26 protein-coding genes are annotated in these 26,454 nt (G+C 65.3%); 18 read left to right on the top strand and 8 right to left on the bottom strand.

What is annotated here, in order from left to right; all coding sequences use genetic code 11:
* Positions 1-42 precede the first annotated feature (42 nt).
* The 8 genes from NJF35_RS16155 (at position 43) to NJF35_RS16120 (ending at position 9,392) form a co-directional block, all read left to right on the top strand.
* Complete coding sequence (locus NJF35_RS16155) at positions 43-813, top strand: sugar phosphate isomerase/epimerase family protein (protein WP_225789345.1); 771 nt, start codon at positions 43-45, stop codon at positions 811-813.
* Entirely contained in the window at positions 806-1,759 is a 954-nt protein-coding gene (locus NJF35_RS16150) for a sugar kinase (RefSeq protein ID WP_225789344.1), read from the top strand. Before NJF35_RS16155 ends, NJF35_RS16150 begins: the two co-directional genes overlap by 8 nt.
* A gap of 64 nt (positions 1,760-1,823) precedes the next feature.
* Positions 1,824-3,101 (top strand): MFS transporter, encoded by a 1,278-nt coding sequence (locus tag NJF35_RS16145; RefSeq protein ID WP_225789343.1) that lies wholly within the window; start codon positions 1,824-1,826, stop codon positions 3,099-3,101.
* 9 nt (positions 3,102-3,110) lie between these two features.
* The gene (locus tag NJF35_RS16140; protein WP_225789342.1) at positions 3,111-4,097 is read left to right on the top strand and encodes a 2-hydroxyacid dehydrogenase; all 987 of its coding nucleotides are present in this window, start codon (positions 3,111-3,113) and stop codon (positions 4,095-4,097) included.
* A gap of 139 nt (positions 4,098-4,236) precedes the next feature.
* On the top strand, positions 4,237-4,989 hold the full coding sequence (locus NJF35_RS16135; RefSeq protein ID WP_225789341.1) for a gluconate 2-dehydrogenase subunit 3 family protein: 753 nt from the start codon (positions 4,237-4,239) through the stop codon (positions 4,987-4,989).
* Between the two features lie 3 nt (positions 4,990-4,992).
* Positions 4,993-6,780: a GMC family oxidoreductase gene (locus NJF35_RS16130; RefSeq protein ID WP_225789340.1), complete on the top strand. Its 1,788-nt coding sequence runs from the start codon at positions 4,993-4,995 to the stop codon at positions 6,778-6,780.
* 10 nt (positions 6,781-6,790) lie between these two features.
* Positions 6,791-8,104, top strand: a complete 1,314-nt coding sequence (locus NJF35_RS16125; RefSeq protein ID WP_253091261.1) for a cytochrome c — start codon at positions 6,791-6,793, stop codon at positions 8,102-8,104.
* A 289-nt stretch (positions 8,105-8,393) separates the two neighbouring features.
* Entirely contained in the window at positions 8,394-9,392 is a 999-nt protein-coding gene (locus tag NJF35_RS16120; protein WP_225789338.1) for a diguanylate cyclase domain-containing protein, read from the top strand.
* An 86-nt stretch (positions 9,393-9,478) separates the two neighbouring features.
* On the opposite strand, the gene lpdA is transcribed toward NJF35_RS16120, so the two are convergent.
* From lpdA to NJF35_RS16100, 4 genes are read right to left on the bottom strand one after another with little or no spacing between them, the layout of a single operon-like run.
* Positions 9,479-10,858: a dihydrolipoyl dehydrogenase gene (gene lpdA / locus NJF35_RS16115; RefSeq protein ID WP_253091260.1), complete on the bottom strand. Its 1,380-nt coding sequence runs from the start codon at positions 10,856-10,858 to the stop codon at positions 9,479-9,481.
* 2 nt (positions 10,859-10,860) lie between these two features.
* Entirely contained in the window at positions 10,861-12,135 is a 1,275-nt protein-coding gene (locus NJF35_RS16110) for a dihydrolipoamide acetyltransferase family protein (RefSeq protein WP_253091259.1), read from the bottom strand.
* Complete coding sequence (locus tag NJF35_RS16105; RefSeq protein WP_225789335.1) at positions 12,136-13,194, bottom strand: alpha-ketoacid dehydrogenase subunit beta; 1,059 nt, start codon at positions 13,192-13,194, stop codon at positions 12,136-12,138.
* A gap of 1 nt (position 13,195) precedes the next feature.
* Positions 13,196-14,428 carry a 3-methyl-2-oxobutanoate dehydrogenase (2-methylpropanoyl-transferring) subunit alpha gene (locus tag NJF35_RS16100; RefSeq protein WP_225789334.1) on the bottom strand — a complete coding sequence of 411 codons (1,233 nt, stop codon included), beginning with the start codon at positions 14,426-14,428 and terminating at the stop codon, positions 13,196-13,198.
* Between the two features lie 198 nt (positions 14,429-14,626).
* On the opposite strand from NJF35_RS16100, the gene bkdR reads away from it, so the two are divergent.
* The 3 genes from bkdR (at position 14,627) to NJF35_RS16085 (ending at position 18,106) form a co-directional block, all read left to right on the top strand.
* A complete protein-coding gene (bkdR, locus tag NJF35_RS16095; protein WP_054891915.1) occupies positions 14,627-15,112 on the top strand; it encodes a Bkd operon transcriptional regulator BkdR in 486 nt (161 codons plus the stop codon).
* Between the two features lie 268 nt (positions 15,113-15,380).
* A complete protein-coding gene (locus NJF35_RS16090) occupies positions 15,381-16,622 on the top strand; it encodes a glutamine synthetase family protein (RefSeq protein WP_225789374.1) in 1,242 nt (413 codons plus the stop codon).
* A 149-nt stretch (positions 16,623-16,771) separates the two neighbouring features.
* The gene (locus tag NJF35_RS16085) at positions 16,772-18,106 is read left to right on the top strand and encodes an MFS transporter (protein WP_225789333.1); all 1,335 of its coding nucleotides are present in this window, start codon (positions 16,772-16,774) and stop codon (positions 18,104-18,106) included.
* Between the two features lie 263 nt (positions 18,107-18,369).
* On the opposite strand, the gene NJF35_RS16080 is transcribed toward NJF35_RS16085, so the two are convergent.
* From NJF35_RS16080 to flgA, 4 genes are all read right to left on the bottom strand, one after another.
* The gene (locus tag NJF35_RS16080) at positions 18,370-19,113 is read right to left on the bottom strand and encodes a flagellar brake protein (RefSeq protein WP_225789332.1); all 744 of its coding nucleotides are present in this window, start codon (positions 19,111-19,113) and stop codon (positions 18,370-18,372) included.
* Between the two features lie 80 nt (positions 19,114-19,193).
* The gene (locus NJF35_RS16075) at positions 19,194-19,661 is read right to left on the bottom strand and encodes a flagella synthesis protein FlgN (RefSeq protein ID WP_225789331.1); all 468 of its coding nucleotides are present in this window, start codon (positions 19,659-19,661) and stop codon (positions 19,194-19,196) included.
* A 47-nt stretch (positions 19,662-19,708) separates the two neighbouring features.
* Positions 19,709-20,023, bottom strand: a complete 315-nt coding sequence (gene flgM, locus NJF35_RS16070) for a flagellar biosynthesis anti-sigma factor FlgM (RefSeq protein WP_225789330.1) — start codon at positions 20,021-20,023, stop codon at positions 19,709-19,711.
* Between the two features lie 211 nt (positions 20,024-20,234).
* On the bottom strand, positions 20,235-20,987 hold the full coding sequence (flgA, locus tag NJF35_RS16065) for a flagellar basal body P-ring formation chaperone FlgA (RefSeq protein ID WP_253081016.1): 753 nt from the start codon (positions 20,985-20,987) through the stop codon (positions 20,235-20,237).
* A 66-nt stretch (positions 20,988-21,053) separates the two neighbouring features.
* Between flgA and NJF35_RS16060 the strand changes: the two genes are divergently transcribed.
* The 7 genes from NJF35_RS16060 (at position 21,054) to NJF35_RS16030 (ending at position 26,280) form a co-directional block, all read left to right on the top strand.
* Positions 21,054-21,983: a chemotaxis protein CheV gene (locus tag NJF35_RS16060; RefSeq protein WP_253091258.1), complete on the top strand. Its 930-nt coding sequence runs from the start codon at positions 21,054-21,056 to the stop codon at positions 21,981-21,983.
* Positions 21,984-22,032: 49 nt separating this feature from the next.
* Positions 22,033-22,860, top strand: a complete 828-nt coding sequence (gene cheR / locus NJF35_RS16055; RefSeq protein WP_225789327.1) for a protein-glutamate O-methyltransferase CheR — start codon at positions 22,033-22,035, stop codon at positions 22,858-22,860.
* A gap of 209 nt (positions 22,861-23,069) precedes the next feature.
* Positions 23,070-23,477, top strand: a complete 408-nt coding sequence (gene flgB / locus NJF35_RS16050) for a flagellar basal body rod protein FlgB (protein ID WP_225789326.1) — start codon at positions 23,070-23,072, stop codon at positions 23,475-23,477.
* A gap of 2 nt (positions 23,478-23,479) precedes the next feature.
* Complete coding sequence (gene flgC / locus NJF35_RS16045) at positions 23,480-23,923, top strand: flagellar basal body rod protein FlgC (protein ID WP_043210925.1); 444 nt, start codon at positions 23,480-23,482, stop codon at positions 23,921-23,923.
* A gap of 15 nt (positions 23,924-23,938) precedes the next feature.
* Positions 23,939-24,637: a flagellar hook assembly protein FlgD gene (gene flgD, locus NJF35_RS16040; protein WP_225789325.1), complete on the top strand. Its 699-nt coding sequence runs from the start codon at positions 23,939-23,941 to the stop codon at positions 24,635-24,637.
* A 32-nt stretch (positions 24,638-24,669) separates the two neighbouring features.
* Positions 24,670-26,025, top strand: coding sequence for a flagellar hook protein FlgE (gene flgE / locus NJF35_RS16035; protein ID WP_225789324.1), 1,356 nt, complete (start codon positions 24,670-24,672; stop codon positions 26,023-26,025).
* Positions 26,026-26,094: 69 nt separating this feature from the next.
* Complete coding sequence (locus NJF35_RS16030) at positions 26,095-26,280, top strand: hypothetical protein (RefSeq protein ID WP_253081018.1); 186 nt, start codon at positions 26,095-26,097, stop codon at positions 26,278-26,280.
* Positions 26,281-26,454 lie beyond the last annotated feature (174 nt).

The following is a 26,454-nucleotide window of genomic DNA, read 5'->3' as shown; positions in this document are numbered from 1 at the left end:
ATGAAACCGGTTTCATATCAACAAAAACAAGGACAAACGACCATGCACACGCACCCCGTTTCCATCAGCCTGTCGAGCTTCGGTGCCGATGCCGTGAAGCGCCAGGGCCAGCTCGCCTACCTGCCGCTCTTGGCTGCGTCCGGCGCCAGCCGTGTCGAGTGGCGCGAAGAACTGTTCGAGGCGTGGCCGGATGCCGTCATGCTGGCCACGGCCAGTGCCGAGCAGGGCCTGGAAAGCCTCTATTCGACGCCGCTGGAGCTCTGGCGCGAGGACGGCAGCCTGGAGCCGGAGGTGGCCGGGCGGTTGCGCCTGGCCTGCGCGATCGGGGCCGTGGCGTTGAAAGTCTCGTTGGGCCACTACCGCGACGATTGCGACCTCGAGGCCTTGCGCCCCCTGCTGGGGCACAGCGCGGCCCTGTTCGTGGAGAACGACCAGACCGTCCAGGGTGGTCGCCTCGAGCCCCTGTTGCGCTTCTTCCAGCGCGCAGAAGAACAAGGCCTGGCACCCGGGATGACCTTCGACATCGGCAACTGGCACTGGCAGGACGAATCGCCCTTGCAGGCGGCGCAACTGTTGGGGCGCTGGGTGCGCTACGTACATTGCAAGGCCGTGGTGCGTCGTGACGACGGGCGCCTGGTGGCGGTGGCGCCGCAACCTGACGACCTTGCGCAGTGGTGCGAGCTGATGAGCCATTTCGCGCCCGGCGTGCCGCGCGCCATCGAATACCCCCTGGCTGGCGACGACCTGCCAGCCTTGACCCGGCGGCAGGTCGCGCACCTGGCCCAGTTGGGTTCGCAGGTGCGCCATGGCTGAACATGATGTGTTGTGCTTCGGCGAGACCATGGCCATGTTCGTCGCCGAACACTGCGGTGACCTGGCCCAGGTGCAAGGCTTCGGCAAGCGCATCGCCGGTGCCGACAGCAACGTGGCCATCGGCTTGGCACGTCTGGGCCTGCGGGTGAACTGGCTGAGCCGTGTCGGCGACGACTCCCTGGGGGCGTTCGTGCTGGCCAGCCTGCGCCGCGAAGGCCTGGGCTGCGACGCTGTCGAGGTCGACCCCGAGCATCCCACTGGCTTTCAGCTCAAGGCGCGCTGCGACGATGGCAGCGACCCGCAGGTGGAGTATTTCCGCCGTGGCTCGGCGGCCAGTCGCCTGTCGCCGGCAGCGCTGCGTCCTGAACTGTTGCAGGCGCGCCACCTGCACGCCACGGGCATCCCGCCGGCCTTGTCGGCGACCTGCCGCGAGCTGTCCCACCGGCTGCTGGATACCATGCGCGCCAACGGCCGCAGTATTTCCTTCGACCCCAACCTGCGGCCCTCGCTATGGCCGGACCGCCAGACCATGGTGCGCGAGATCAATGCCCTGGCGGTCAAGGCCCACTGGGTACTGCCGGGGCTGGAGGAGGGCCGCCTGCTCACCGGCCGGCAGACCCCGGAGGCCATCGCCGGCTTCTACCTGGAGCACGGCGTGCAATGCGTGGCCATCAAGCTGGGTGCCGAGGGCGCGTATTTTCGCGATGCCCGCGGTGGCGAAGGTGTGGTCGCCCCTCGACCGGTGGCCCAGGTGGTGGACACGGTCGGGGCGGGCGATGCCTTCGCCGTCGGCGTGATCAGCGCCTTGCTCGAGGGCCACGACCTGCGCCGCGCCGTGACGCGAGGCAACTGGTGCGGCAGCCGCGCGGTGCAGTCGCGCGGCGACATGGAAGGCCTGCCGCAGCGCCATGAACTGGACGATTACGAAGGCCGCTGTGGCGGCTGAACCCTGAACCACCGGCCCGGCCGGTACCTGTTGCAACAAAAACAAAAAGCTCAGGAGAAACATCATGCCGATCGAACGACTCGCGCCACGCCGTTGGTGGTACATCATGCCCATCGTCTTCATCACCTACAGCCTGGCCTACCTTGACCGTGCCAACTACGGCTTCGCCGCAGCCTCCGGCATGGCCGACGACCTGCACATCACCCCGGCGTTGTCCTCGTTGCTGGGGGCGCTGTTCTTCCTGGGGTATTTCTTCTTCCAGGTGCCTGGCGCGATCTATGCGCAAAAGCGCAGCGTGAAGAAACTGATCTTCGTCAGCCTGATCCTCTGGGGCGGCCTTGCGACCCTCACCGGCATGGTCCAGGACGTGTACCTGCTGATCGGCATCCGCTTCTTGCTCGGCGTGGTGGAGGCTGCCGTGATGCCAGCCATGCTCATCTACCTGTGCCACTGGTTCACCCGTGCCGAGCGTTCGCGGGCCAATACCTTCCTGATCCTCGGCAATCCCGTGACCATCCTCTGGATGTCGGTGGTCTCCGGCTATCTGGTCAAGCACTTCGACTGGCGCTGGATGTTCATCATCGAGGGCCTGCCGGCGGTGTTCTGGGCCTTCATCTGGTGGCGCCTGGTGGATGACCGCCCGGCCCAGGCCAAGTGGCTCAGCGAAGGCGAGAAGACAGCGCTGCAGGAGGCTCTGGACGCCGAGCAACAAGGTATCGCGCCGGTGAAGAACTACCGCGAGGCCTTCCGCTCGCCCAAGGTGATCGTGCTGTCGCTGCAGTACTTCTGCTGGAGCATCGGGGTCTACGGTTTCGTCCTCTGGCTGCCGTCGATCCTCAAGCACGCGGCCTCCGTGGACATCGTCACCGCCGGCTGGCTGTCGGCGGTGCCGTACCTGGTGGCGGTGCTGGCGATGCTCGGCGTGTCCTGGGCGTCCGACCGGATGCAGAAGCGCAAGCGCTTCGTCTGGCCACCGCTGCTGATCGCCGCCTTGGCCTTTTACGGCTCCTACAGCCTGGGCACCGAGCATTTCTGGTGGTCCTACGCGCTGCTGGTGATCGCCGGCGCCTGCATGTACGCCCCCTATGGCCCGTTCTTCGCCATCGTGCCCGAGGTGTTGCCGAGCAACGTCGCCGGCGGCGCCATGGCGCTGATCAACAGCATGGGCGCGCTGGGCTCGTTCTCCGGCTCCTGGCTGGTCGGCTACCTCAACGGCGTCACCGGTGGCCCCGGGGCTTCCTACCTGTTCATGTGCGGCTCGCTGCTGCTGGCCGTGGCCCTGACCGCCATCCTCAATCCGTCGCACCAGGCGCGTCGCTCCCGCCTGGCGCCCAGCCAATAGGTACCGATCATGAAAAAACGCATCGTCCTCTACAAACGCCTGTCCGATGAGCTCATGCAGCGTCTGCAGGCTCACGCCGAGGTGACCTTGGTCGAGGCCCCGTCTGCCGATGGCCTGGCCCGCCTGCGTGCGGCACTGCCTGGGGCCCATGGGCTGCTCGGCGCGAGCCTGCGCCTGGACAGCGCGCTGCTGGGCCTGGCGCCGCAGCTTGAAGTGGTCTCCAGTGTGTCGGTGGGGGTGGACAACTACGACATCGACGAACTGGACCGCCGCGGCGTGCTGCTGACCAACACCCCCGACGTGCTCACCGAGACCACCGCCGACACCGGCTTCGCCCTGCTGCTGGCCTGCGCCCGGCGGGTGGTCGAGCTGGACGGCTGGATCCGCGATGGCCACTGGCGTGCTGGCATCGGCCCGGCGCAGTTCGGCTGCGACGTGCACGGCAAGACCCTCGGCATCGTCGGCATGGGGCGCATCGGCGAAGCCCTGGCGCGCCGGGCCCAGGCCGGCTTTGGTATGCAGGTGCTGTATCACACCCGGCGGCCGCGCCCCGAGGTGCAGGCGCGGCATGGGGCTCGTCACCGCAGCCTCGACGCCTTGCTGGCAGAGTCCGATTTCGTCTGCCTGTGCGTGCCCCTTGGCCCAGAGACGGAAAACCTCATCGGCGAGCGGGAACTGGCGCTGATGAAGCCCTCGGCGATCCTGGTGAACATCTCCCGTGGCCGGGTGCTGGACGAGCCGGCGCTGCTGCAGGCCCTGCGCGAGCGGCGCATCCGTGGCGCCGGCCTGGACGTCTTCGTTCGCGAGCCGTTGCCTGTGGACTCGCCGCTGCTGCAACTGGACAACCTGGTGGTGACCCCGCACATCGGCTCGGCCACCCAGGAAACCCGCGAAGCCATGGCCCGTTGCGCGGTGGACAACCTGCTCGCCGCGCTGGCCGGCGAGCGGCCGGCGAACCTGGTGAACCCCCAGGCCTGGGAGCGCCGGGCAGGCTGACCGGACGGAGCCTGCACGGGCCCCAGCGTGGCTCGTTGCAGGCTTGCCGAGGCTACCCCCGAAAACAACAACAGTCCCGCACGAACGGAGCGTATGCCTTGTATGACCTGATTGACTTGTTAAAGGAGAGGCTCAAGCCATGCCTAACGACGAACCTGCCTTCGCGCAACCGGCGCGACGCGAGTTCCTGCGCAAATCACTGACCCTCATTCCGGTGGCGACCCTCGCCAGTACCGGCATGGGCGGGGTCGTGCTTGCCGAAACTGCCAAACCCGCATCCCCTGCGGCCCGAGAAAAAGCCCAGGTTCAGGCCCGCGCCTACCAGCCGACTTTCTTCAGCGCTGAAGAATGGGCGTTCATCGTCGCTGCCGTGTCGGTGCTGATTCCGGCCGATGCACTGGGCCCTGGTGCTGCGCAGGCCGGTGTGCCGGAGTTCATCGACCGCCAGCTCAATACCCGCTATGGCAGCGGTGGCCTGTGGTACATGCAGGGGCCGTTCCACCCGGATGCCCCGGCCGAACTGGGCTACCAGCTCAAGCTCAGCCCCCAGGAAATCTATCGCCTGGGTATCCAGGAGACCGATGCCTGGTGCAAGGCGCAGTGGCAAAAGCCCTTCGCCGAGATGCCCCTTGCGCAACAGGAGCAGGCCCTGGAAGCCCTGGACAGTGGCAAGGCGCAGTTCCAGTCGGTGCCCGCCGCGACCTTCTTCGCCATGCTCTGGCTCAACACCCGCGAAGGCTTCTTCAGCGACCCTCTGCACGGCGGCAACCAAGGCCTGGCCGGCTGGCAACTGGTGGGGTTCCCCGGTGCCCGCGCCGATTTCATGGATTGGGTGGAGCGCGACGAGCGCTATCCCTTCCCGCCGGTATCCATCAGTGGCGAGCGAGGCTGAGCAATGGCCCAGGTGATGAAAAAAGTCGATGCGGTCATCGTCGGGTTCGGCTGGACCGGCGCCATCATGGCCAAGGAGCTGACCGAGGCTGGCCTGCAGGTGGTGGCCCTGGAGCGCGGGCCTGCCCGTGACACCTACCCGGACGGGGTCTATCCGCAGACCATGGACGAGCTGACCTACAACTCGCGCAAGAAGCTGTTCATGGACATCTCCCGCGAGACCGTGACCTTGCGCCACAGCCTGAACGATATCGCCGTACCCTATCGCCAGTTCGGCGCCTTCCTCCCCGGCACGGGGACCGGCGGGGCAGGGCTGCACTGGTCCGGCGTGCACTTTCGGGTCGACCCGATGGAGCTGCGCATGCGCAGCCATTACGAGGAACGCTACGGCAAGGCCTTCATCCCCGAAGGCATGACCATCCAGGACTTCGGCGTCAGCTATGAAGAACTGGAGCCGTACTTCGATTTCGCCGAGAAGGTCTTCGGTACCTCCGGCACCGCCTGGTCGATCAAGGGCCAGGTGGTCGGTCGCGACACAGGCGGCAACCCGTTCTCCCCGGACCGTTCCGATGACTTCCCGCTGCCGGCGCAGAAGAACACCGTTTCGGCCCAGTTGTTCGAAAAGGCCGCCCGCGAGGTCGGCTACCATCCCTACAACCTGCCCTCGGCCAACACCTCCGGCCCCTACACCAACCCCTACGGGGCCCAGATGGGGCCGTGCAACTTCTGTGGCTACTGCAGTGGCTATGCCTGCTACATGTATTCCAAGGCCTCGCCCAACGTGAATATCCTGCCGGCCCTGCGCCAGGCGGAGAACTTCGAGCTGCGCAACAACGCCCATGTGCTGCGGGTGAACCTCAACGTCGAGAAGAACCTGGCCACCGGCGTGACCTACGTCGATGCCCAGGGGCGCGAAGTGGAGCAGCCGGCGGACCTGGTGATCCTCGGCGCGTTCCAGTTCAACAACGTGCGCCTGATGCTGCTCTCGGGTATCGGCAAACCCTACGACCCGGTCCGCAACGAAGGGGTGGTGGGGCGCAACTTCGCCTTCCAGAACCTCTCCACGGTGACGGCATTCTTCGATAAGGACAGCCACCACACCAACCCCTTCATCGGTGCCGGCGGCAATGGCGTGGCGGTGGACGACTTCAATGCCGACAACTTCGACCACGGTCCTCACGGCTTCGTCGGCGGCTCGCCATTCTGGGTCAACCAGGCCGGCACCAAGCCTATCGCCGGTACCAAGACCCCGCCGGGTACGCCCAAGTGGGGCAGTGCCTGGAAGGCCGCGGTGGCCGACAGCTACAGGCACATGCTGTCGATGGACGCCCACGGTGCGCACCAGTCCTACCGCGACAACTACCTGGACCTGGACCCGGTGTACAAGGACGCCTACGGCTTGCCGCTGCTGCGCATGACCTTCGACTGGAAGGACAACGACGTGAAGATGAACCGCTTCATGGTCGAGAAGATGCGCAAGATCGCCGAGGCCATGGGGCCCAAGGCGCTCACCGCATCGATGAAGGACTTCGGCGAGCATTTCGATGCCACCACCTACCAGACCACCCACCTCAACGGCGGCGCGATCATGGGCACCGATCCCAAGACCAGCGCCATCAATCGCTACTTGCAGAGCTGGGACGTGCACAACGTGTTCGTACCGGGCGCCTCGGCCTTCCCCCAAGGGCTGGGCTACAACCCCACCGGGCTGGTGGCGGCGCTGACCTACTGGTCGGCACGGGCCATTCGCCAGGTGTACCTGAAGAACCCAGGTCCACTGGTGCAGGCATAGGAGGCCGAGCATGAAACGATTTCTGATCGCCGCCCTGAGCCTGGGCGTCAGTACCCTGTCGTACGCGGTAGACGCCGTCGACCCAGCGCTGGTGAAGCAGGGCGAGTACCTGGCTCGCGCCGGCGACTGCGTGGCCTGCCACACGGCCAAGGGCGGCAAGCCGTTCGCCGGTGGCCTGCCCATGGAGACGCCCATCGGTACGCTGTATTCGACCAACATCACCCCCCACCCGACCGGCATCGGCGACTACCGCTACGAGGACTTCGAGCGCGCCGTGCGCCAGGGCATCGGCAAGAACGGCAGTACCCTGTACCCGGCCATGCCGTATCCCTCCTACGCCCGGGTCAGCGACGACGACATGCGTGCCCTCTACGCCTACTTCATGCACGGCGTGCCGCCGGTGGAACAGGCCAACCAGGACAGCGACATCCCCTGGCCGTTGAGCATGCGCTGGCCGCTGGCGTTCTGGCGCGGGTTGTTCGCCCCCGAGGTCAAGCCGTTCGAGGCCGCTGGCCGCGACCCGGTGCTGGCCCGTGGCGCATACCTGGTCGAGGGCCTGGGGCATTGTGGTGCCTGCCACACGCCCCGGGCGCTGACCATGCAGGAAAAAGCCCTGGACGCCTCTGAGGGCGATGCTTACCTGTCTGGCAGTGCTCCGCTGGAAGGCTGGATCGCCAAGAACCTGCGTGGAGACCACAAGGACGGCCTGGGCAGTTGGAGCGAGGCGCAGATCGTCGACTTCCTCAAGACTGGGCGCAACGAGCGCACCGCGGTGTTCGGCGGTATGAGCGACGTGGTCGAGCACAGCATGCAGTACATGAGCGATGCCGACCTCACCGCCATTGCCCGCTACCTGAAGTCGTTGCCGCCGGTGAACCCGAACGACACGCCGTTCCAGGAGGACCGCCAGGTCGCCGAAGCCTTGTGGAAGGGCGATGACGGCAAGACTGGCGCGGCGCTCTACGTGGACAACTGCGCCGCCTGCCACCGTACGGATGGCAAGGGGTACGCGCGGGTGTTCCCGGCCCTGGCCGGCAACCCGGTCTTGCAGGGCGAGGATGCCACCTCGCTGATCCATATCGTGCTCGAAGGCGGGACCCTGCCGGCTACGGCGACAGCGCCTTCTACCTTCACGATGCCGGGCTTCGCCTGGCGGATGACGGACCAGGAGGTGGCCGATGTGGTCAACTTCATCCGCGGCAGCTGGGGCAACCAGGGCGCGACCGTGACGGCGCGCCAGGTGGCCGGTTTGCGCAAAGGGCCACGGCCTGCGCTGACGGTCGACTCGCTGATCGGCGATACGACAGAGGTGAAGGAGCCCTGACCTGCCAGGGGGCTGCAAGGCAGCCCCCGCTCAAGCACCGCGAAACACCACGCCGATACGCCTGCACTCCCATCGTTCTGCTCATCGCCCTCCCGGCCTGTCACCAGGGGCAAGGCCTGTAGCTGTGTTCGCAAAGCCACGAAACAGGCCGTGCAGGCTATTCTGACAAGCCAGCAGCCCGGACTATGCTTGCCAGCGAGAGGAACGAGCTTGCCACCTGCGGCAAATACGACAACTGCCGGCAGCACCTTGAACAGGGTGCCGTTGCTGGACACGAGGGAGAGCGTCCATGAGCGAGGAGTCCAGGCCGGTACCCGCCGGCTTCAGCGAGCAGCAACTGCACACCTTGTTCGACCTGATCAGCGACGGCATCTGGGACTGGAACGCCAATACCGGTTATGTCTACCGCAACCCCGGCTGGTACGCCATGCTCGGCTATGAGAGCCATTCCATGGCCAACAACGTGCTCACCTGGGAGAGCGTGATCCACCCGGAGGACTATCCACGGGTGATGGCCCACTTCGAGGCGTACATCAACCAGCGCAACGAACGCTACCGTATCGAATACCGCTGCCGTTGCCAGGATGGCAGCTATATCTGGATCGAGGACAGCGGCCACATCATCGCTCGCAACGAGGATGGTTCGGTGGCGCGCATGCTCGGCGCCCACCGCAACATCGACGCGGGCAAGCGCCTGGTGATCGAGCTCCAGCAGAAGAACCAGTCCCTGGAGAGCCAGGTGGCCGAACGGACGCGCGAACTGTCCTGGGTGAACCAGCAGTTGCAACGGCAACTGGACGAGAACCGCGAACTGGCCGAGCGCGATGCGCTGACCCGGACGGCCAATCGCTATCGCCTGGAAAAGACCCTGCAGCAGGAATGCGAAAGGGCCCGGCGCTTCCGCCAGTCGCTGGCGTTGATCGTCATGGACGTGGACGACTTCAAGCCGATCAACGACCACTACGGCCATGCCCGTGGCGATGCGGCGCTGCTCGAGGTGGTGGAGCGCATCCGCCAGTGCCTGCGCGACCAGGACCTGCTGGCGCGCTGGGGTGGGGATGAGTTCGTCGTGGTGCTGCCGCAGACAGGTCTGGAGGAGGCGCTGCAGGTGGCGAGGGCGATTCGCCAGGCCATGGAGGCGGTCGAGCCGGTGGGGGATTACCGCCTGACCATGAGCTACGGGGTGGTGCAGTGGCGGGAGGACGAAGACCAGTACTGCCTGCTGGCCCGTGCCGACAAGGCCCTGTACCGGGCCAAGGCGGCTGGCAAGGATACCGTGGGTGAGTAGGGGAGCCGAGGCGGCCACCCGCACATGAAAAAAGACCCGCGGCGCCTGTGGCGCAGCGGGTCAAGTCGGCTGTCGCCGCTTCAGTATCAGATGTGCAGGGCGTGGCCCAGGGCGCGCAAGGCCGCTTCCTGGACGGTCTCACCGAGGGTGGGATGGGCATGGATGGTGCCGGCGACGTCTTCCAGGCGCGCACCCATCTCCAGGGACTGGGCGAAGGCGCTGGCCAGCTCCGAGACACCCACTCCCACAGCCTGCCAGCCGAGGATCAAATGGTTGTCACGGCGCGCCACCACCCGCACGAAGCCACTCTTGGACTCCAGCGTCATGGCCCGCCCGTTGGCGGCGAAGGGGAACTGCGCGACGATGCAGTCCAGCCCCTCCTGGCCCGCCTGTTCCGGGCTCTTGCCGACCACTACCAGCTCCGGGTCGGTGAAGCACACCGCAGCGATCGCGGTGGGTTCGAAGCGCCGCGCCTTGCCGGCGATCAGCTCGGCGACCATCTCGCCCTGGGCCATGGCCCGGTGGGCCAGCATCGGTTCGCCGGTCAGGTCGCCGATGGCCCAGACATTGCGCATGCTGGTCTGGCAGCGCGCATCCACGGCCACGGCCGGGCCGTTCATCTTCAGGTCCAGGCACTCCAGGTTGAAGCCCTGGGTACGCGGCCGGCGGCCGACCGCCACCAGCACCTGGTCGGCCTCCAGGCGCAGTTGCCCGCCCTGGCCATCGCTGGCCAGCAGGCAACCCTCTTCGTAGCCTTCGACGCTGTGCCCCAGGTGCAGGGCGATGCCTAGCTTCTTCAGCGACTCGGCCACCGGTTGGGTGAGTTCGGCGTCATAGGTCGGCAGGATGCGCTCGCGCGCCTCCACCACGCTGACCTGGGCCCCCAGCTTGCGGTAGGCGATGCCCAGCTCCAGGCCGATGTAGCCGCCACCGACCACCACCAGGTGCCGGGGCAGGGCCTTCGGCGCCAGCGCCTCGGTCGAGGAGATCACCGGGCCGCCCAGGGGCAGCATGGGCAGCTCCACGCTATTGGAGCCTGTGGCCAGCAGCAGGTGCTCGCACTGGATGTGCTGGCCATCGACTTCCACGCGCTTGCCATCGATGATCTTCGCCCAACCATGGATCACCTTGACCCCATGCTTCTTCAGCAGGGCGGCGACGCCACTGGTCAGGCGGTCGACGATGCCGTCCTTCCATTCGACGCTGCGGCTGATGTCCAGGCGTGGCGAAGACACGCTGATGCCCAGGGCGGACTGCTCATTGTGCTGGCAGGCCTGGTGGAACTGCTCGGCGACATGGATCAATGCCTTGGACGGGATACAGCCGATGTTCAGGCAGGTGCCGCCCAGGGCCTGGCCTTCGACCAGCACGGTGGGGATGCCCAGTTGTCCGGCGCGGATGGCGGCCACGTAGCCGCCGGGGCCGCCGCCGATGATCAGCAGGGTGGTATTGAGGATCTGTTGCATGCTCACTCCACGAACAGGCAGGCGGGCTGTTCCAGCAGGCCGCGCACGGCCTGAATGAACAGGGCTGCATCCATGCCATCGACCACGCGGTGGTCGAAGGAACTGGACAGGTTCATCATCTTGCGCACGACGATCTGGCCGTCGATCACCATGGGCCGCTCGACGATGCGGTTGACGCCGACGATGGCCACTTCCGGGGTGTTGACCACCGGCGTGCTGGCGATACCGCCAAGGGCCCCGAGGCTGGTCAGGGTGATGGTCGAGCCGGACAGTTCCTCGCGGCTGGCCTTGTTGCTACGGGCGGCATGGGCCAGGCGGGCGATCTCGCTGGCATTGCTCCACAGGCTGCCCGCCTCGGCATGGCGCAGTACCGGCACCATCAGGCCGTTGTCGCCCTGGGTGGCGATCCCCACGTGCACCGCGCCATGGCGGGTGATGACCTGGGCCTCGTCGTCGTAGGTGGCGTTGATCTGCGGGAAGTCACGCAGTGCCACGACCATCGCACGCACCAGGAACGGCAGCAGGGTCAGCTTGCCACGGCTGTCGCCATGCTTCTGGTTGAGCTGCTGGCGCAGGGCCTCGAGGGCGGTGACGTCGATTTCCTCGACATAGCTGAAATGAGCGACACGGCGCTTGGCATCCTGCATGCGCTGGGCGATCTTGCGGCGCATGCCGATCACCGGCACCTGTTCACTGTCGCTGCGCTTGGCGTAGCCGCCCGGCGCCTGGCCGGCGCTGGTCTGCGGCTTGCGCATGAAGGCATCGAGGTCTTCGTGCAGGATGCGCCCGGCGGGGCCGCTGCCATGCACGTAGCGCAGCTCGATACCGGCATCCAGCGCGCGCTTGCGCACGGCAGGGGAGGCCAGCGGTTTCTCGTGGGCCTGGCGTGGCACGATGGGCGCGGCGGGCGCGGCGGGCGCGCTGGCGTGTGCGACGGGCGCCTGGGCCTCGACATGCGGCGCGGGCTCGGCCGGGGGCGGCGCGGCCTCGGCTGCCAGCGGCCTGGCCTGAGGCTCGTCGACATGGTTGCCGCTGCCTTCGACCTCGATGCGGATCAGCTCGCTGCCCACCGCCATGACTTCACCCGGCTGGCCGCCCAGGGACAGCACCTTGCCGCTGACTGGCGAGGGGATTTCCACGGTGGCCTTGTCGGTCATGACATCGGCCACCACCTGGTCCTCGGCGATCATGTCGCCGACCTTGACGAACCACTCCACCAACTCGACCTGCGCGATGCCTTCGCCAATGTCCGGCATCTTGATGACGTGCGTGCCCATTCAGACCTCCATGACCCGTTTCAATGCCGCGCCTACCCGCGAAGGGCCGGGGAAGTAGGCCCATTCCTGTGCGTGGGGGTAGGGGGTGTCCCAGCCGGTGACGCGCTCGATCGGCGCCTCGAGGTGATGGAAGCAATGCTCCTGGACCAGCGCCACCAGTTCGGCGCCGAAGCCGCAGGTACGGGTGGCCTCGTGGACCACCACGCAGCGGCCGGTCTTCTTCACCGACTCGACGATGGTCTCCAGGTCCAGCGGCCAGAGGCTGCGCAGGTCGATGACCTCGGCGTCGACGCCGGTCTCCTCGGCAGCCGCCTGGGCCACGTAGACCGTGGTGCCGTAGGTCAGCACGGTGACGTCGTTGCCCGGGCGGGCGATCGCCGCCTTGTCCAGGGGCACGCTGTAGTAGCCATCCGGCACGGCGCTGTGCGGGTGCTTGGCCCAAGGCGTCACCGGGCGCTCGTGGTGGCCGTCGAAGGGGCCGTTGTACAGGCGCTTGGGCTCGAGGAAGATCACCGGGTCGTCGCATTCGATCGAGGCGATCAGCAGGCCCTTGGCGTCATAGGGGTTGGACGGCATCACCGTGCGCAGGCCGCAGACCTGGGTGAACATCGCCTCCGGGCTCTGGCTGTGGGTCTGGCCGCCGTAGATGCCGCCGCCGCAGGGCATGCGCAGGGTCAGCGGGGCGATGAACTCGCCGGCCGACCGGTAGCGCAGGCGCGCCAGCTCCGAGACGATCTGGTCGGAGGCCGGGTAGAAGTAGTCGGCGAACTGGATCTCCACCACCGGGCGCAGGCCGTAGGCGCCCATGCCCACGGCGGTCCCGACGATGCCGCTCTCGGAGATCGGCGCGTCGAACACCCGCGACTTGCCGTACTTGTTTTGCAGGCCTTCGGTGCAACGGAACACGCCGCCGAAGTAACCGACGTCCTGGCCGTAGATCACCACATTGTCGTCGCGCTCGAGCATGACATCCATGGCCGAGCGCAGGGCCTGGATCATGGTCATGGTGGTGGTGGACATGGCGGTTTCCAGATGGATGCTGTTGTTGTGGTCGTTCATCTCAGACCCCCAGTTCCTGGCGCTGGCGGCGCAGGTGTTCGGGCATCTCCTTGTACACGTCCTCGAACATCGAGGCGGCACTGGGGATATGGCCATTGCTCAGGGTGCCGTACTGCTCGGCTTCCTTCTGGGCCTTGAGGACCTCGGCCTCGAGCTCGGCGGTGACCGCCTGGTGCTCTTGCTCGGACCAGTGGCCGATGGCGATCAGGTGCTGTTTCAGGCGAGCGATCGGGTCGCCCAGCGGGAAGTGGCTCCAGTCGTCGGCCGGGCGGTACTTGGACGGGTCGTCCGACGTCGAGTGCGGGCCGGCGCGGTAGGTCACCCATTCGATCAGGCTCGGGCCCAGGCCGCGGCGGGCGCGCTCGGCAGCCCAGCGCGAGGCGGCGTACACCGCGAGGAAGTCGTTGCCATCGACCCGCAGCGAGGCGATGCCACAGCCGACGCCACGGCCGGCGAAGGTGGTCGCTTCGCCACCGGCGATGGCCTGGAAGGTGGAGATGGCCCACTGGTTGTTGACCACGTTGAGGATCACCGGGGCGCGGTAGACGTGGGCGAAGGTCAGGGCGGTGTGGAAGTCGGACTCGGCGGTGGCGCCATCGCCGATCCAGGCCGAGGCGATCTTGGTATCGCCCTTGATCGCCGAGGCCATGGCCCAGCCGACCGCCTGGACGAACTGGGTCGCCAGGTTGCCGCTGATGGTGAAGAAGCCGGCTTCGCGCACCGAATACATGATCGGCAGCTGGCGGCCCTTGAGCGGATCGCGCTCGTTGGACAGCAACTGGCAGATCATCTCCACCAGCGACACGTCGCGGGCCATCAGGATGCTCTGCTGGCGGTAGGTGGGGAAGCACATGTCGGTGCGGTTCAGCGCCAGGGCCTGGGCGCTGCCGATGGCCTCCTCGCCCAGGCTCTGCATGTAGAAGGACATCTTCTTCTGGCGCTGGGCGACGACCATGCGGTTGTCGAAGATCCGCGTCTTGAGCATGGCACGCATGCCTTGGCGCAGGATTTGCGGGTCGATGCCTTCGGCCCATGGGCCCAGGGCATTGCCCTGCTCGTCGAGCACGCGGACCAGGCTGGAGGAGAGGTCTGCGGTGTCGGCGGGTTCGACATCGATGGGCGGTTTACGGACTTGCCCTGCGTCGTTCAGGCGCAGGTAGGAGAAATCGGTCTGGCAGCCTGGCCGGCCGGTAGGCTCGGGCACATGCAAACGCAGGGGGGCGTACTCGTTCATGCTTTTTACGCTCGCTCGGATGTTGTTTTTGTGAGCTTTGAAGCGGCCGCCGCTGGATACCGGCTTGTGACCGGTAGGTCAGCGTTAAATACAATCATAGGGGCATGGCAGGAGAATTTTTCTCTCAAGTTGATTGCCTTCGCCGCCAGACGCAGATAAATATTCTGTACAAACACAAGAAACAGGTGAATTTGTCTCATGCGCAAACTGGATCGCACGGATATCGGCATTCTCAACAGCCTTCAGGAAAACGCCCGGATCACCAACGCCGAGCTGGCCCGTTCGGTGAACCTGTCGCCCACGCCCTGTTTCAACCGGGTCAAGGCCATGGAGGAGCTGGGGGTGATCCGCCAGCAGGTGACCCTGCTGTCGCCCGAGGTGCTGGGGCTGGACGTCAACGTGTTCATCCACGTGAGCCTGGAGAAGCAGGTGGAGCAGTCGCTGCATCGCTTCGAGGAAGAGATTGCCGAGCGGCCGGAGGTGATGGAGTGTTACCTGATGACCGGTGACCCGGACTACCTGTTGCGCGTGTTGCTGCCCAGCATCCAGGCGCTGGAGCGTTTTCTCGACTACCTGACGCGCCTGCCGGGGGTGGCCAACATCCGCTCCAGCTTTGCCCTCAAGCAGGTGCGTTACAAGACCGCCTTGCCGTTGCCGGCCAATGGCATGACCTTGCGCGAGTGAGCGGGGGCAGTGTCAGCCCCTTCCCACAAGTTTCTCGCGAGATCAGTCCCCCGCTGTTCATAAATTGCTACGGAAACCTTCCGGGCTGCTTGATATTTTCAACGCCCAGCGCCTATGGTTGTGCCTGTCGCCGTTCACGGCATACGAAAACAATAAGGACAGTGTCATGACGACCAATGACCAGCGCTCGTTCGCCGAGCGCTTGACGGGCATTGACGAGATCGAGTGCATAACCCCCGACCTCAATGGCATCCCTCGCGGCAAGGTAATGACCGCCGAGGGTTTCCTCGAGGGCCGGCGCCTGCAGATGGCGCGAGGGGTATTGCTGCAGTGCATCATGGGCGGCTACCCGCCGGCCAGGTTCTATGGCAGCGACGACGGCGACCTGGCCCTGGTGGCCGACCCTGCGCAGGTCCACCGCCTGCCCTGGAGCGACGAGCCGCGGGCGCTGGCCATCTGCGACGCGGTCGAGTTGGACGGCGCGCCATCGCGGCTGTCCAGCCGTGGTCAGCTCAAGGCGGTGATCGCCCGCTACGCGGCCAAGGGGCTGGCGCCGGTGGTCGCCACCGAGCTTGAGTTCTTCGTCTTCGCGCCCAACCCGGACCCCACCCAGCCCTTCCTGCCGCCGCAGGGCCTGGACGGCCGCCGCGAACTGGGGCACTCGGCCTTCAGCGTCAGCTCCAACAACGGCCTGCGCCCCTTCTTCAACGAGGTGTACCGGTGCATGGCGGCCCTTGGTTTGCCGCGCGATACCTTCATGCACGAGATGGGCGTCAGCCAGTTCGAGATCAACCTGCTGCACGGCGACCCGCTGTTGCTGGCCGACCAGACGTTCCTGTTCAAGCACCTGCTCAAGGAGGTGGCGCTCAAGCATGGCCTGACCGTGGTATGCATGGCCAAGCCGCTGGCCCACACGCCGGGCAGTTCGATGCACCTGCACCAGAGCCTGGTACAGCTCGACACGGGGCGCAATGTGTTCAGCGACGCGCAGGGCCAGCCGACCGAGACGTTCCATCACTTCATCGGCGGCCTGCAGGCCTGCATGGCCGACTTCACCGCGCTGTTCGCGCCCAACGTCAACGCCTACCAGCGCCTGTGCCACCCGTACGCCTCGCCGAACAATGCCTGCTGGTCGCACGACAACCGTGCCGCGGGCTTGCGCATCCCGGCCAGTTCGGCGGCGGCGCGACGGGTCGAGAACCGCCTGCCAGGCGCCGACGCCAATCCTTACTTGGCCATTGCCGCCAGCCTTGCCGCCGGCCTGCACGGCATCGAACAGCGCTTGCAGCCGGAACCGGCCATCCAGGGCGAGTTCGCAGTGCCTGACCACCTCAGCCTGCCCTGCACCTTGCATGCGGCCCTGGAGCGCCTCAAGCGCAGCGCCCTGGCCCGGGAGCTGTTCGGCGAGGAATTCATCGATGGCTACGTCGCCACCAAGTCCCTGGAGCTGACCGACTTCCTCGATGAGATCACGCCCTGGGAGCGACGTGTGCTGGCGGCACAGGCCTGATCGCGACACAACCGGCACTGGACGCGCCCCCGGCGATTTTTTTCCGCGCCGGGGGCCTGCACCACCCTGGATTTCCCCTTATGCTTGCCCTGCAGTGGCCATGCAGGCCACCCGTCTTCTCCACCTGACCAGGGAGCCCACCGGGACGCATGCGCCAGATCTGGAAGTCTTTTCGTTCGCTGTATTTCGCCGCCCTGATGATGCTGATCGGTTCGGGCCTGCTCAGTACCTACCTGGCCTTGCGCCTGGCTGCCGACAACGTGGACAGCCTCTGGGTCGGTGCCTTGATGGCGGCCAACTATTTCGGTCTGGCGGTGGGGGGCAAGATCGGCCACCGGCTGATTGGCCGGGTCGGGCATATCCGGGCCTACGCCACCTGTGCCGGCATCGTCGGCGCCGCCGTGCTGGGCCATGGCCTGACGAGCTGGCTGCCGGCCTGGGTGGGCCTGCGGATGGTCGTCGGCCTGGGGATGATGTGCCAGTACATGGTCATCGAGAGCTGGCTCAACGAGCAGGCCGATGCCAAGCAGCGTGGCGCGGTGTTCGGCGGCTACATGATCGCGTCCTACCTGGGGCTGGTGCTCGGGCAACTGATATTGGTGGTACACCCGCAGCTCGGCCCCGAGCTGTTGATGCTGGTCGCCATGTGCTTCGCCCTGTGCCTGGTGCCGGTGGCCATGACCCGGCGGATCCACCCGGCGCCGCTGCGCCCGGCGCCGATGGAACCGAAGTTTTTCATCAAGCGCGTGCCCCAGTCGCTTTCCACGGTGCTCGGCGCGGGCCTGATCGTCGGCTCGTTCTATGGCCTGGCGCCGCTGTACGCGGCCAACCAGGGGCTCTCCACCGAGCAGGTCGGCCTGTTCATGGGTAGCTGCATCTTCGCTGGTCTGGTGGTGCAGTGGCCGCTGGGCTGGCTGTCGGACCGCTACGACCGCGCGGTGCTGATCCGCAGCGTGGCAGTGGGCCTGGCGCTGGCCGCGTTGCCGCTGGCGGTGCTGCCCAGTGTGCCGCTGGAGCTGCTGTTCGCCGTGGGCTTCCTGATCTCGTTGCTGCAGTTCTGCCTTTATCCGCTGGCGGTGGCGTTTTCCAACGACCACGTCGAGGGCGAGCGGCGGGTTTCCCTGACGGCGATGCTGCTGGTCACCTATGGCGTGGGCGCCTGTATCGGCCCTCTGGCGGCGGGGGTGTTGATGAAGCTGCTGGGGGCGCAGATGCTCTATGCCTTTTTTCTGTTCTTCGCCCTGGTGCTGGTCTGGCGTATCCGGCCGAAGGCGGTCACCGGGTTGCACCAGGTGCAGGATGCGCCGCTGGGTCACGTGGCCATGCCGGCGGCGGGTTCGCCATTGTCGGCGGCGCTCGACCCGCGGGTCGATGAGCAGACGGTGCAGGAGGTGATGCAGGCGCCGGTGGCGGCGGAGGACACCGAGGAAGAGGAGGAGCCTGGGGAGGATATGGCGCAGACGGAGGTCAACAGGACGGTTTGAGGTGGGGCGTGATGCGGCCTTAGCTACAGCGCACCCAAATAAAAACGCCACCCGGGCAGGTTAATGCTGTTCACTTAAGTCTGATGTGACATCGATTGGGGCTGCTTTGCAGCCCTTCGCGGGCAAGCCCGCTCCCACAGGATCGTGCATTTGCAGCGTACTTGTGGGAGCGGGCTTGCCCGCGAAGGGCCGCAAGGCGGCCCCAATTGCTTAAGTGAACAGCATTAACCCGGGCAGGTGGCGTTTTGCTCAGCGTACAAGCCTCAATAATCGTCCTTGTCGAACCGCCGCGCTTCGCGCTGCAACTGGTACACGAAGCTCTCGACCTTGCGCTGCATCTGCCCGTTGAGGTTGTGGAAGCGCACCCCGGCGAAGGTGGTGTTGAAACGCTCCTCGAAATGCAGGTGGCGCAGCTCCACCATGACCTGCGACATGCCCAGTGGGCCACTGGCGCCGAAGCGCTCATAGACCTGGCCCAACTGCAGGCGTTCGCCAACGTTACCGTCGAAACGCAACTTGCAGCCGGTGGCGGAGATGTCCAGCAGCTTGCCGCGCAGGGCGCCGTTGCCCTTGAGCTTGTCACCGTCGAGCACCACGTCGACCAATTGCGACAGCTTGAGCGCGGCCCGGAAGGCGTTGCGCCGCTGGTGGTAGGTCACCTCGGTGGGCAGGGGGCCACGGTAGCAGCGGTGGCCGTCGATTTCGCCGATGCGCAGCGGGGTGTCGCATTCCCAGGCGATGCGTACACCCTCATGGAAGCCTTCGACGCGGAACGGTTCGCCGTTCTCTATGTATTTCTCGCCATCACGCGGGATCATTTCGTCCAGCGCCAGGGTATTGCCGTCACGGTCCACCTGAACCACGTAGCTCTGGAAGCGTTGGCTACGTTCATGGAAGGTGATGATCAGCGGATCGTGGCTATCCAGCAGCTGGCGCAGGTTGGCTGCGATCTCCAAAGGAGTGGTGAGCACCTTTGGCGGCTGGGGAGCATCGGACTCATTGAACACGGGTTATCAATCTCCAGGCAAAAACGACACACGCAAGTAACGGCATTTTGCCAGTATGTTCCGTGCCTTGATAGAAATAATCACACTTGGCTGAGCGCCCGGGGCTTGGCCAGTGGCGAGGTGGCGCCACGGCTGTCGTAGAGCGACGGAGAATCGCCGCCCATGAGGATCCTGATCTGGTTGGCCGTGGCGTGCTGCTGCACCTGGATGATCCGCCCGTTGGTCTCGTTGACCTTCTGGCAGGCATCCATCAACTGGCTGAGCACGTCGAGCTGCTGCAGCAACACCGCGCCGTTGGGCGATTGCGCGGCCAGTGCCTGCACGCCGGCACGATCGGCGCTCAGGCCGAGGCTGGTGAGCAGGTGGTTGCGCCGCTGCCCTTGCTGTTCGAGCAAGGCGATCAACGACTGCTTGCGTGCCAGGATGTGCTCCAGCATCGCCATGTCCCGGCCGTGCAGGGCGACCGCTTCGTTCTGGAGCAGTTCGAGCAGTTGCTGGGTTGGCGCGATGTCGTTTTCGATCAGTTGCAGCAGGGTGATGTCGTGCATGGCTGGCTCTTGGCGTGTGGCGTCCTTGAAGTCAGCGCGCCGGAAGGTCAGCGCTGGGCTTCGAATTCAAGCAGTTTGCTGGCGACCCGGCCGGCATCGACCTGGTAGCTGCCGTCTGCGATCGCCTGTTTCAACTGGGCCACGCGGGCACTGTTGACTTCGGGCTGGTCGCGCAGCTTGTCGCTGATCTTCTGCAACTGCTGGGCCTCTTGGCTGAGGTGTACCGCTTCTCCGCTGACGCTGGAGCGCTTGGGCGCTTCGCTGGTTTCGCCGGCTTTCTCGGCGTTGCCGGCCGCGGTGTTGCCGCGAACGCCGCCCGTGACGGACGGAGAGTTATTCAAACGACTGAAGTCGATGACCATGATCAGAAACCTCTGGGGATTTGGACGCTTGCCATGTTTTCGGCCAACCCGAAAGAAACTTTAGCCGCGAATGCATCGCTGCCCGTCGGCAAGCTCGCACGACCCGTTTTCTGACACAGTTTAGGAAAAGCGGTTCCGCGCCGCCAGCCTTATATCCCCGGCGGTCGGGGCTGCCTTGCAGCCCATCGCCCCCCAATGACAGTTGAAACCGCTACATCGCCACCTCGACCTGCCCCGGCCCGGTCACCCGTGCCTTCACCACGCGCTTGGAGTTCAGGTTGCGCACCCGGATCTGTTCGGACAGGCCGCCCTTGGCCAATGCTTCGCCCGGCATGCGCACGCTCAGGCTGCCGCTGCGGGCGACGATCACGACATGGTCGCCCTTGCGCACCACCTCGGCCTGCTCCAGATGCTGCGGCGTGAGCACCTGGTCGAGCACGGCCGGGCGCAGCAGCTTCATGCCCACGGCCTGCTCCAGGTCGCTGAGGAAACCCTGGTTGAGCGTACCCACGTCGCGCTCGCGCAGGGCCACGTCGTCCTCGCCGATGACGCTTTCGCGCTTGAGCGGACGGGTCATCACCACCACGTCGCGAAACAGCCGCACCTGAGCTGGCACGAACACCGTCCACGGCCCGCTGCCGTTGCAGCGCAGCCGCACCGTGACCCGGCCCAGCGGCTGCGCCGGGCTCTCCAGCGAAGCGTCAAGTTGCTGGCTGCACAGCGGCATGCGCAGGCGCGGGTCGAGCGAGTTGACCTGGATCTCGTAGCGGCCTGGTGTCTGGCTGGTGGCCAGGTAGTCCTCCACGGCGAATTCAAGAAACCCTTGGGTGACGCCGATAAGTTGTTCAGGCAAGGTAAACGCATCCGCCAGCGTGCGGGCGCCGGGTGCCAGCAGGCACAGCGCGGCCAGCGAGCCGGTCAGCAGGTGCGTCAATCGTCGGGAAAATGTCGTTTTCGTGTACATGACGCTCAAAAAAGCAAAGCCCGTGCCGATCTGGTACATAGGCTGATACGTATGAAGGAGTCTGGCATGGCTGGTGTTATGGATTCGGTCAACCAGCGCACGCAACTGGTGGGGCAGAACCGCCTGGAGCTGTTGCTGTTTCGCCTCAATGGCGATCAGCTCTACGGCATCAATGTGTTCAAGGTCCGGGAGGTGCTGCAGTGCCCGGAGCTGACGCTGTTGCCCAAGTCCCACCCGGTGGTGCGCGGCGTGGCCAACATTCGCGGGGCGACCATCCCGATCCTCGACTTGTCGATGGCGACCGGCCTGCCGGCCCTGCAGGAGGAGGCGCGCAACAGCTTCGTGATCATCACCGAGTACAACACCAAGACCCAGGGCTTTCTGGTGCATTCGGTGGAGCGCATCGTCAACATGAACTGGGAGGAGATCCACCCGCCACCCAAGGGCACCGGCCGCGATCACTACCTGACCGCTGTCACCCGGGTGGACGAGCGCATGGTGGAGATCATCGACGTGGAGAAGGTTCTCGCCGAGGTCGCGCCTTCCTCCGAGGCGGTGTCGGCCGGGGTGATCGACGCCGAGGTGCAGGACAAGGCGGTGCTGCTGCGGGTGCTCACGGTCGATGACTCGTCCGTGGCGCGCAAGCAGGTCAGCCGCTGCCTGCAGACCGTCGGTGTCGAGGTGGTGGCGCTCAACGACGGGCGCCAGGCGCTGGACTACCTGCGCAAGCTGGTGGACGAGGGCAAGCGTCCGGAGGAAGAGTTCCTGATGATGATCTCCGACATCGAAATGCCCGAGATGGATGGCTATACCCTCACTGCGGAGATTCGCAGCGATCCGCGCATGCAAAACCTGCACATCCTCCTGCATACTTCCCTGTCGGGGGTATTCAACCAGGCCATGGTCAAGAAGGTCGGCGCCGATGACTTCCTGGCCAAGTTCAAGCCGGACGACCTGGCCCAGCGAGTGGTCGACCGGATCAAGGCGACGCATTGAAACGGCCGGGGCGTGCCCCGGCCTCAGCGATTGAAAAGAGGCGGTAGCCGTGTCTACGGGTAATTTGGATTTCGAACAGTTCCGGGTCTTCCTGGAGAAAGCCTGTGGCATCCTGCTGGGCGAGAATAAGCAGTACCTGGTCTCCAGCCGTCTCAACAAGCTGATGGAGCAGCAGGGCATCAAGACGCTCGGCGAGCTGGTGCAGCGCATCCAGACCCAGCCGCGCGGCGGCCTGCGCGAGCAGGTGGTCGATGCCATGACGACCAACGAGACCCTCTGGTTCCGCGATACCTACCCGTTCGAGGTGCTCAAGAGCAAGGTCATCCCGGAGTTCGTGCGCGGCAACCCGGGCCAGCGCCTGCGTATCTGGTCGGCGGCGTGCTCGTCGGGGCAGGAGCCGTACTCGCTGTCGATGGCCATCGACGAGTTCGAGCGCAGCAACCTCGGCCAACTGAAGATGGGCGCGCAGATCGTCGCCACCGACTTGTCCGGGGCCATGCTGAACAACTGCAAGACCGGCGAGTACGACAGCCTGGCCATCGCCCGCGGCCTGTCCCAGGAGCGCCTGCAGCGCTATTTCGACCCTAGGGGGGCTGGGCGCTGGGCGGTCAAGCCGGCGATCCGCAGCCGGGTCGAGTTCCGCTCCTTCAACCTGCTCGACAGCTATGCCAGCCTGGGCAAGTTCGACGTCGTGTTCTGCCGCAACGTGCTGATCTACTTCTCGGCCCAGGTCAAGAAGGACATCCTCATGCGTATTCACGGCACGCTCAAGCCGGGGGGCTACCTGTTCCTGGGGGCGTCCGAGGCGCTCAACGGGTTGCCGGACCATTACCAGATGGTCCAGTGCAGCCCGGGGATCATCTACCAGGCCAAGTAAAGGGCGGGGTCGCTGTGCGGCCCCGGCTTCATTTCATCCCCCCATTGCCGCTTTGCTGACGCCAAGCGGTAAGGCATTGCCGCTTTTCTGGCATTGCCGCCCCCGGCAAACGGCCCGGAGTGCCGGATTCATTGGGTCGTGCATGTTGGCACAGACCTTGCTCAAGCTTGCTCACGATTCTTCCGGTCACCTTCGAAGGTTTCCCCGACATGAGCATCAGTTTCGACAAGGCGCTCGGCATCCATGAAAAGGCCCTGGGCTTTCGCGCCCAGCGCGCCGAAGTCCTGGCCAACAACATCGCCAACGCCGACACGCCCAACTACAAGGCGCGCGACATGGATTTCTCTTCGGTGCTCGCCGCCGAGGCCGAGAAGCAGCAGGGCGGCCGCATCGCCCTGGACCGTACCAACACCCGGCACATCGAGGCCCAAGGCCTGGCCATGGGCGACGATACCCTCAAGTACCGCACGCCGATGCAGCCTTCGATCGACCAGAACACCGTGGACGCGCAGATCGAGCAGTCGAACTACGCGGAAAACGCCATCGGCTTCCAGGCCAGCTTCACCCTGCTCAACAGTAAATTCAAAGGGCTGGTTTCGGCCCTGCGTGGAGAGTGACCATGTCCCTTGCCAGTGTCTTCAACATTGCCGGTAGCGGCATGAGCGCGCAGAACACGCGCCTGAACACCGTCGCCTCGAACATCGCCAACGCCGAGACCGTGTCCTCGAGCATCGACCAGACCTACCGCGCACGCCACCCGGTGTTCGCCACCACCTTCCAGCAAGCGCAGAACGGCGCTGGCCAGTCGCTGTTCCAGGACCAGGGCGAGGCCGGCCAGGGCGTGCAGGTGATGGGTATCGTCGAAGACCAGAGCAACCTCGAGGCACGCTACGAGCCCAATCACCCGGCGGCGAACAAGGACGGCTACGTCTACTACCCGAACGTCAACGTGGTCGAGGAGATGGCCGACATGATCTCCGCCAGCCGCGCGTTCCAGACCAACGCCGAGCTGATGAACACCGCCAAGACCATGATGCAGAAAGTGCTGACCCTGGGTCAGTGATAAGGAATCCCGACCATGGCAGTCGATAGCACAGGTGTGAACCTCAACGATGTTCTCTCGGCGTCGGGCGTGAGCACCGGCACCAAGAAGACCACGCCCGAGAACACCGACAAGAATGCGCTGGGCAAGGATGCGTTCCTGCAGTTGCTCGTGACCCAGATGCAGCACCAGAACCCGCTGGACCCGCAGGACAACGGCGAGTTCATCGCCCAGCTGGCGCAGTTCAGCAGCCTGGAAGGCATCACCACGCTCAACGACACGGTCAACTCGATCGCCGGTGCCCTGGGCTCGTCCCAGGCTCTGCAGGCGTCATCGCTGGTCGGGCGTTCGGTGGTGGTGCAGAACGACAAGGCGGTGGTCGATACCGCCGAGAGCTTCAACGGCCAGATCGTCGTTCCGCAAGCGATCGGCGAAGCGAAGATCACCATCAAGGACAAGGACGGCAACGTGGTCAAGACCATCGAGCTGGGCGAGCAGAAGGCTGGCTACGCCGACTTCATCTGGGATGGCACCAACGAGAAGGGCGAAAAGGTCGATCCGGGCACCTACAGCTTCTCCGCCACCACCACCGTGGATGGCAAGGCGGTGGAGATGTACACGCTGCTGCCGGCCAAGGTCACCAGCGTCAGCATCAACCCGAGCGGCGAGATGATGCTCAACCTTGCAGGGCTCGGGAAGGTTCCCCTGTCCAGTGTGCAAACCATCGGTATCTAAGGCCGGTTTAACGCGGCACAAGGAGCGAATTCATGTCTTTCAATATCGGCCTTAGCGGTCTGTACGCAGCCAACAAGCAGTTGGACGTCACCGGCAACAACATCGCCAACGTCAACACCATTGGTTTCAAGTCGTCCCGTGCCGAGTTCGCCGATGTCTACGCCGGCGCCAACCGCCTGGGCGTGGGCAAGAACCAGGTCGGCAACGGTGTGCGCCTGGGGGCTGTCTCCCAGCAGTTCGGCCAGGGTGACATCAACAACACCGGCAACGTGCTGGACATGGGCATCCAGGGCCAGGGCTTCTTCGTCCTGTCCGACAACGGCTCGCTGGTCTACACCCGTGCCGGTGCCTTCCAGACCAGCAAGGACAACTACGTGGTCACCTCGGACGGCCTGCGCCTGCAGGGCTACGCCGCCGACTCGACCGGCAAGATCCAGAAGGGCGTGCTGACCGACCTGAAGATCGATACCTCGGCACTGGCACCCAAGGCCACCACCCTGATCGACCAGGGGATCAACCTGAACTCCTCGGCCACCGACATCCCGCTGGAAGTGGATGACGGCACCGGCACCATGATCCCGAACAAACCGTTCGACCCGGCTGACGAGACCACCTACACCAAGTCGTTCCCCACCAAGGTGTACGACAGCCAGGGCAACGAGCACACGATGGAGCAGTTCTATCGCAAGACCGGCACCAACGAGTGGACCATGTACACCCTGGTCGATGGGCGCAACCCCTTCGACCCTGCGAGCACCGCACCGCTGACCGGCACCATCAGCTTCAACAGCGACGGTTCGGTCAAGAGCATGACGGCTGACAGCACCGGCCTGCCGCCAGGCTCCTCCTTCACCGTGGCCAACAACACCTTCACCATGAGTGGCTGGATCCCGGCGGTACAGGATGCGTCCGGTAACTGGATCTCCAACGGTGCCGAGGGCAATGCCGACGGCATGCGTCTGTCGATGAACAGCACCACCTCGTACAACACCGAGACCGCACGCATGTCGCAGTCCCAGGACGGCTATGCCACTGGTATCCTGTCGAGCTTGTCGATCGACTCCACCGGTGTGCTGTTCGCCAGCTTCAGCAACCAGCAGTCCCGTGCCATCGGCCAGGTTGCCGTCGCCAGCTTCGCCAACGAACAGGGCTTGCAGCAGATCGGCGGTACCCGTTGGACGGAAACCTTCGCTTCGGGCATCCCGGGCATCGACGCGCCGAAGACCGGTACCCTGGGGAGCGTCGAGTCCAACTCGCTGGAGGCGTCCAACGTCAACCTGACCCAGGAACTGGTCGAGCTGATCAAGGCACAGAGCTACTACCAGGCCAACGCCAAGACCATTTCCACTGAAAGTACCGTCATGCAGACCATTATCCAGATGACCTGACGGTCGCTGGTTGGTCGAACCTGCACGAACCCCTTTCCCGAGAAGGGGTTCGTCGTTTTCGAGGGTGTCATGAAAAGACTGATCGTTGCGCTCGCCGCGCTGTTCTGCCTGTTTCAGGCCCAGGCTGCCATGGCGCCCTGGTGGCGCTGGGAAAGCCAGGCCGATGGTCGCCTGGTGTGCTCCCAGTGGTCGCCGGGGGAGGGCTGGAAGCGTTTTGCCGGGCCTTACAACAACGCCGGTTGCCGTGAGCGCTGATGCTGTGTCTGGGGCTGCTTTGCATGGCGCAGGATTTGTGAGCGCCGCGGACCCTGCGGGAGCGGGCTTGCCCGCGAATAAGCCGGCACAGCCTGCGCAAAGGCAATACCCTGGTCTGCCGCCTCGTTGCCACCTGCGGCAATGAGGCGCCGGATATCCGGCGGCAGCCCTTGC

It is taken from the genome of Pseudomonas guariconensis, from assembly GCF_024127895.1.
GTDB classification, from domain to species: Bacteria; Pseudomonadota; Gammaproteobacteria; order Pseudomonadales; family Pseudomonadaceae; genus Aquipseudomonas; species Aquipseudomonas guariconensis_B.
This window is presented reverse-complemented; position numbering and strand designations above follow the sequence as displayed.

Bases quoted from the DNA above. Each gene is read 5' to 3' on its own strand.
- flgA (WP_253081016.1), bottom strand. From the start codon at position 20,987: ATGTACACGAAAACGACATTTTCCCGACGATTGACGCACCTGCTGACC.
- flgB (WP_225789326.1), top strand. From the start codon at position 23,070: ATGAGCATCAGTTTCGACAAGGCGCTCGGCATCCATGAAAAGGCCCTG.
- flgE (WP_225789324.1), top strand. From the start codon at position 24,670: ATGTCTTTCAATATCGGCCTTAGCGGTCTGTACGCAGCCAACAAGCAG.
- bkdR (WP_054891915.1), top strand. From the start codon at position 14,627: ATGCGCAAACTGGATCGCACGGATATCGGCATTCTCAACAGCCTTCAG.
- NJF35_RS16155 (WP_225789345.1), top strand. From the start codon at position 43: ATGCACACGCACCCCGTTTCCATCAGCCTGTCGAGCTTCGGTGCCGAT.
- NJF35_RS16110 (WP_253091259.1), bottom strand. From the start codon at position 12,135: ATGGGCACGCACGTCATCAAGATGCCGGACATTGGCGAAGGCATCGCG.
- lpdA (WP_253091260.1), bottom strand. From the start codon at position 10,858: ATGCAACAGATCCTCAATACCACCCTGCTGATCATCGGCGGCGGCCCC.
- NJF35_RS16150 (WP_225789344.1), top strand. From the start codon at position 806: ATGGCTGAACATGATGTGTTGTGCTTCGGCGAGACCATGGCCATGTTC.
- flgC (WP_043210925.1), top strand. From the start codon at position 23,480: ATGTCCCTTGCCAGTGTCTTCAACATTGCCGGTAGCGGCATGAGCGCG.
- NJF35_RS16140 (WP_225789342.1), top strand. From the start codon at position 3,111: ATGAAAAAACGCATCGTCCTCTACAAACGCCTGTCCGATGAGCTCATG.
- NJF35_RS16075 (WP_225789331.1), bottom strand. From the start codon at position 19,661: ATGCACGACATCACCCTGCTGCAACTGATCGAAAACGACATCGCGCCA.
- NJF35_RS16135 (WP_225789341.1), top strand. From the start codon at position 4,237: ATGCCTAACGACGAACCTGCCTTCGCGCAACCGGCGCGACGCGAGTTC.
- NJF35_RS16060 (WP_253091258.1), top strand. From the start codon at position 21,054: ATGGCTGGTGTTATGGATTCGGTCAACCAGCGCACGCAACTGGTGGGG.
- NJF35_RS16085 (WP_225789333.1), top strand. From the start codon at position 16,772: ATGCGCCAGATCTGGAAGTCTTTTCGTTCGCTGTATTTCGCCGCCCTG.
- NJF35_RS16130 (WP_225789340.1), top strand. From the start codon at position 4,993: ATGGCCCAGGTGATGAAAAAAGTCGATGCGGTCATCGTCGGGTTCGGC.
- NJF35_RS16145 (WP_225789343.1), top strand. From the start codon at position 1,824: ATGCCGATCGAACGACTCGCGCCACGCCGTTGGTGGTACATCATGCCC.
- flgM (WP_225789330.1), bottom strand. From the start codon at position 20,023: ATGGTCATCGACTTCAGTCGTTTGAATAACTCTCCGTCCGTCACGGGC.
- NJF35_RS16030 (WP_253081018.1), top strand. From the start codon at position 26,095: ATGAAAAGACTGATCGTTGCGCTCGCCGCGCTGTTCTGCCTGTTTCAG.
- NJF35_RS16120 (WP_225789338.1), top strand. From the start codon at position 8,394: ATGAGCGAGGAGTCCAGGCCGGTACCCGCCGGCTTCAGCGAGCAGCAA.
- NJF35_RS16090 (WP_225789374.1), top strand. From the start codon at position 15,381: ATGACCGCCGAGGGTTTCCTCGAGGGCCGGCGCCTGCAGATGGCGCGA.
- NJF35_RS16125 (WP_253091261.1), top strand. From the start codon at position 6,791: ATGAAACGATTTCTGATCGCCGCCCTGAGCCTGGGCGTCAGTACCCTG.
- NJF35_RS16100 (WP_225789334.1), bottom strand. From the start codon at position 14,428: ATGAACGAGTACGCCCCCCTGCGTTTGCATGTGCCCGAGCCTACCGGC.
- NJF35_RS16105 (WP_225789335.1), bottom strand. From the start codon at position 13,194: ATGAACGACCACAACAACAGCATCCATCTGGAAACCGCCATGTCCACC.
- flgD (WP_225789325.1), top strand. From the start codon at position 23,939: ATGGCAGTCGATAGCACAGGTGTGAACCTCAACGATGTTCTCTCGGCG.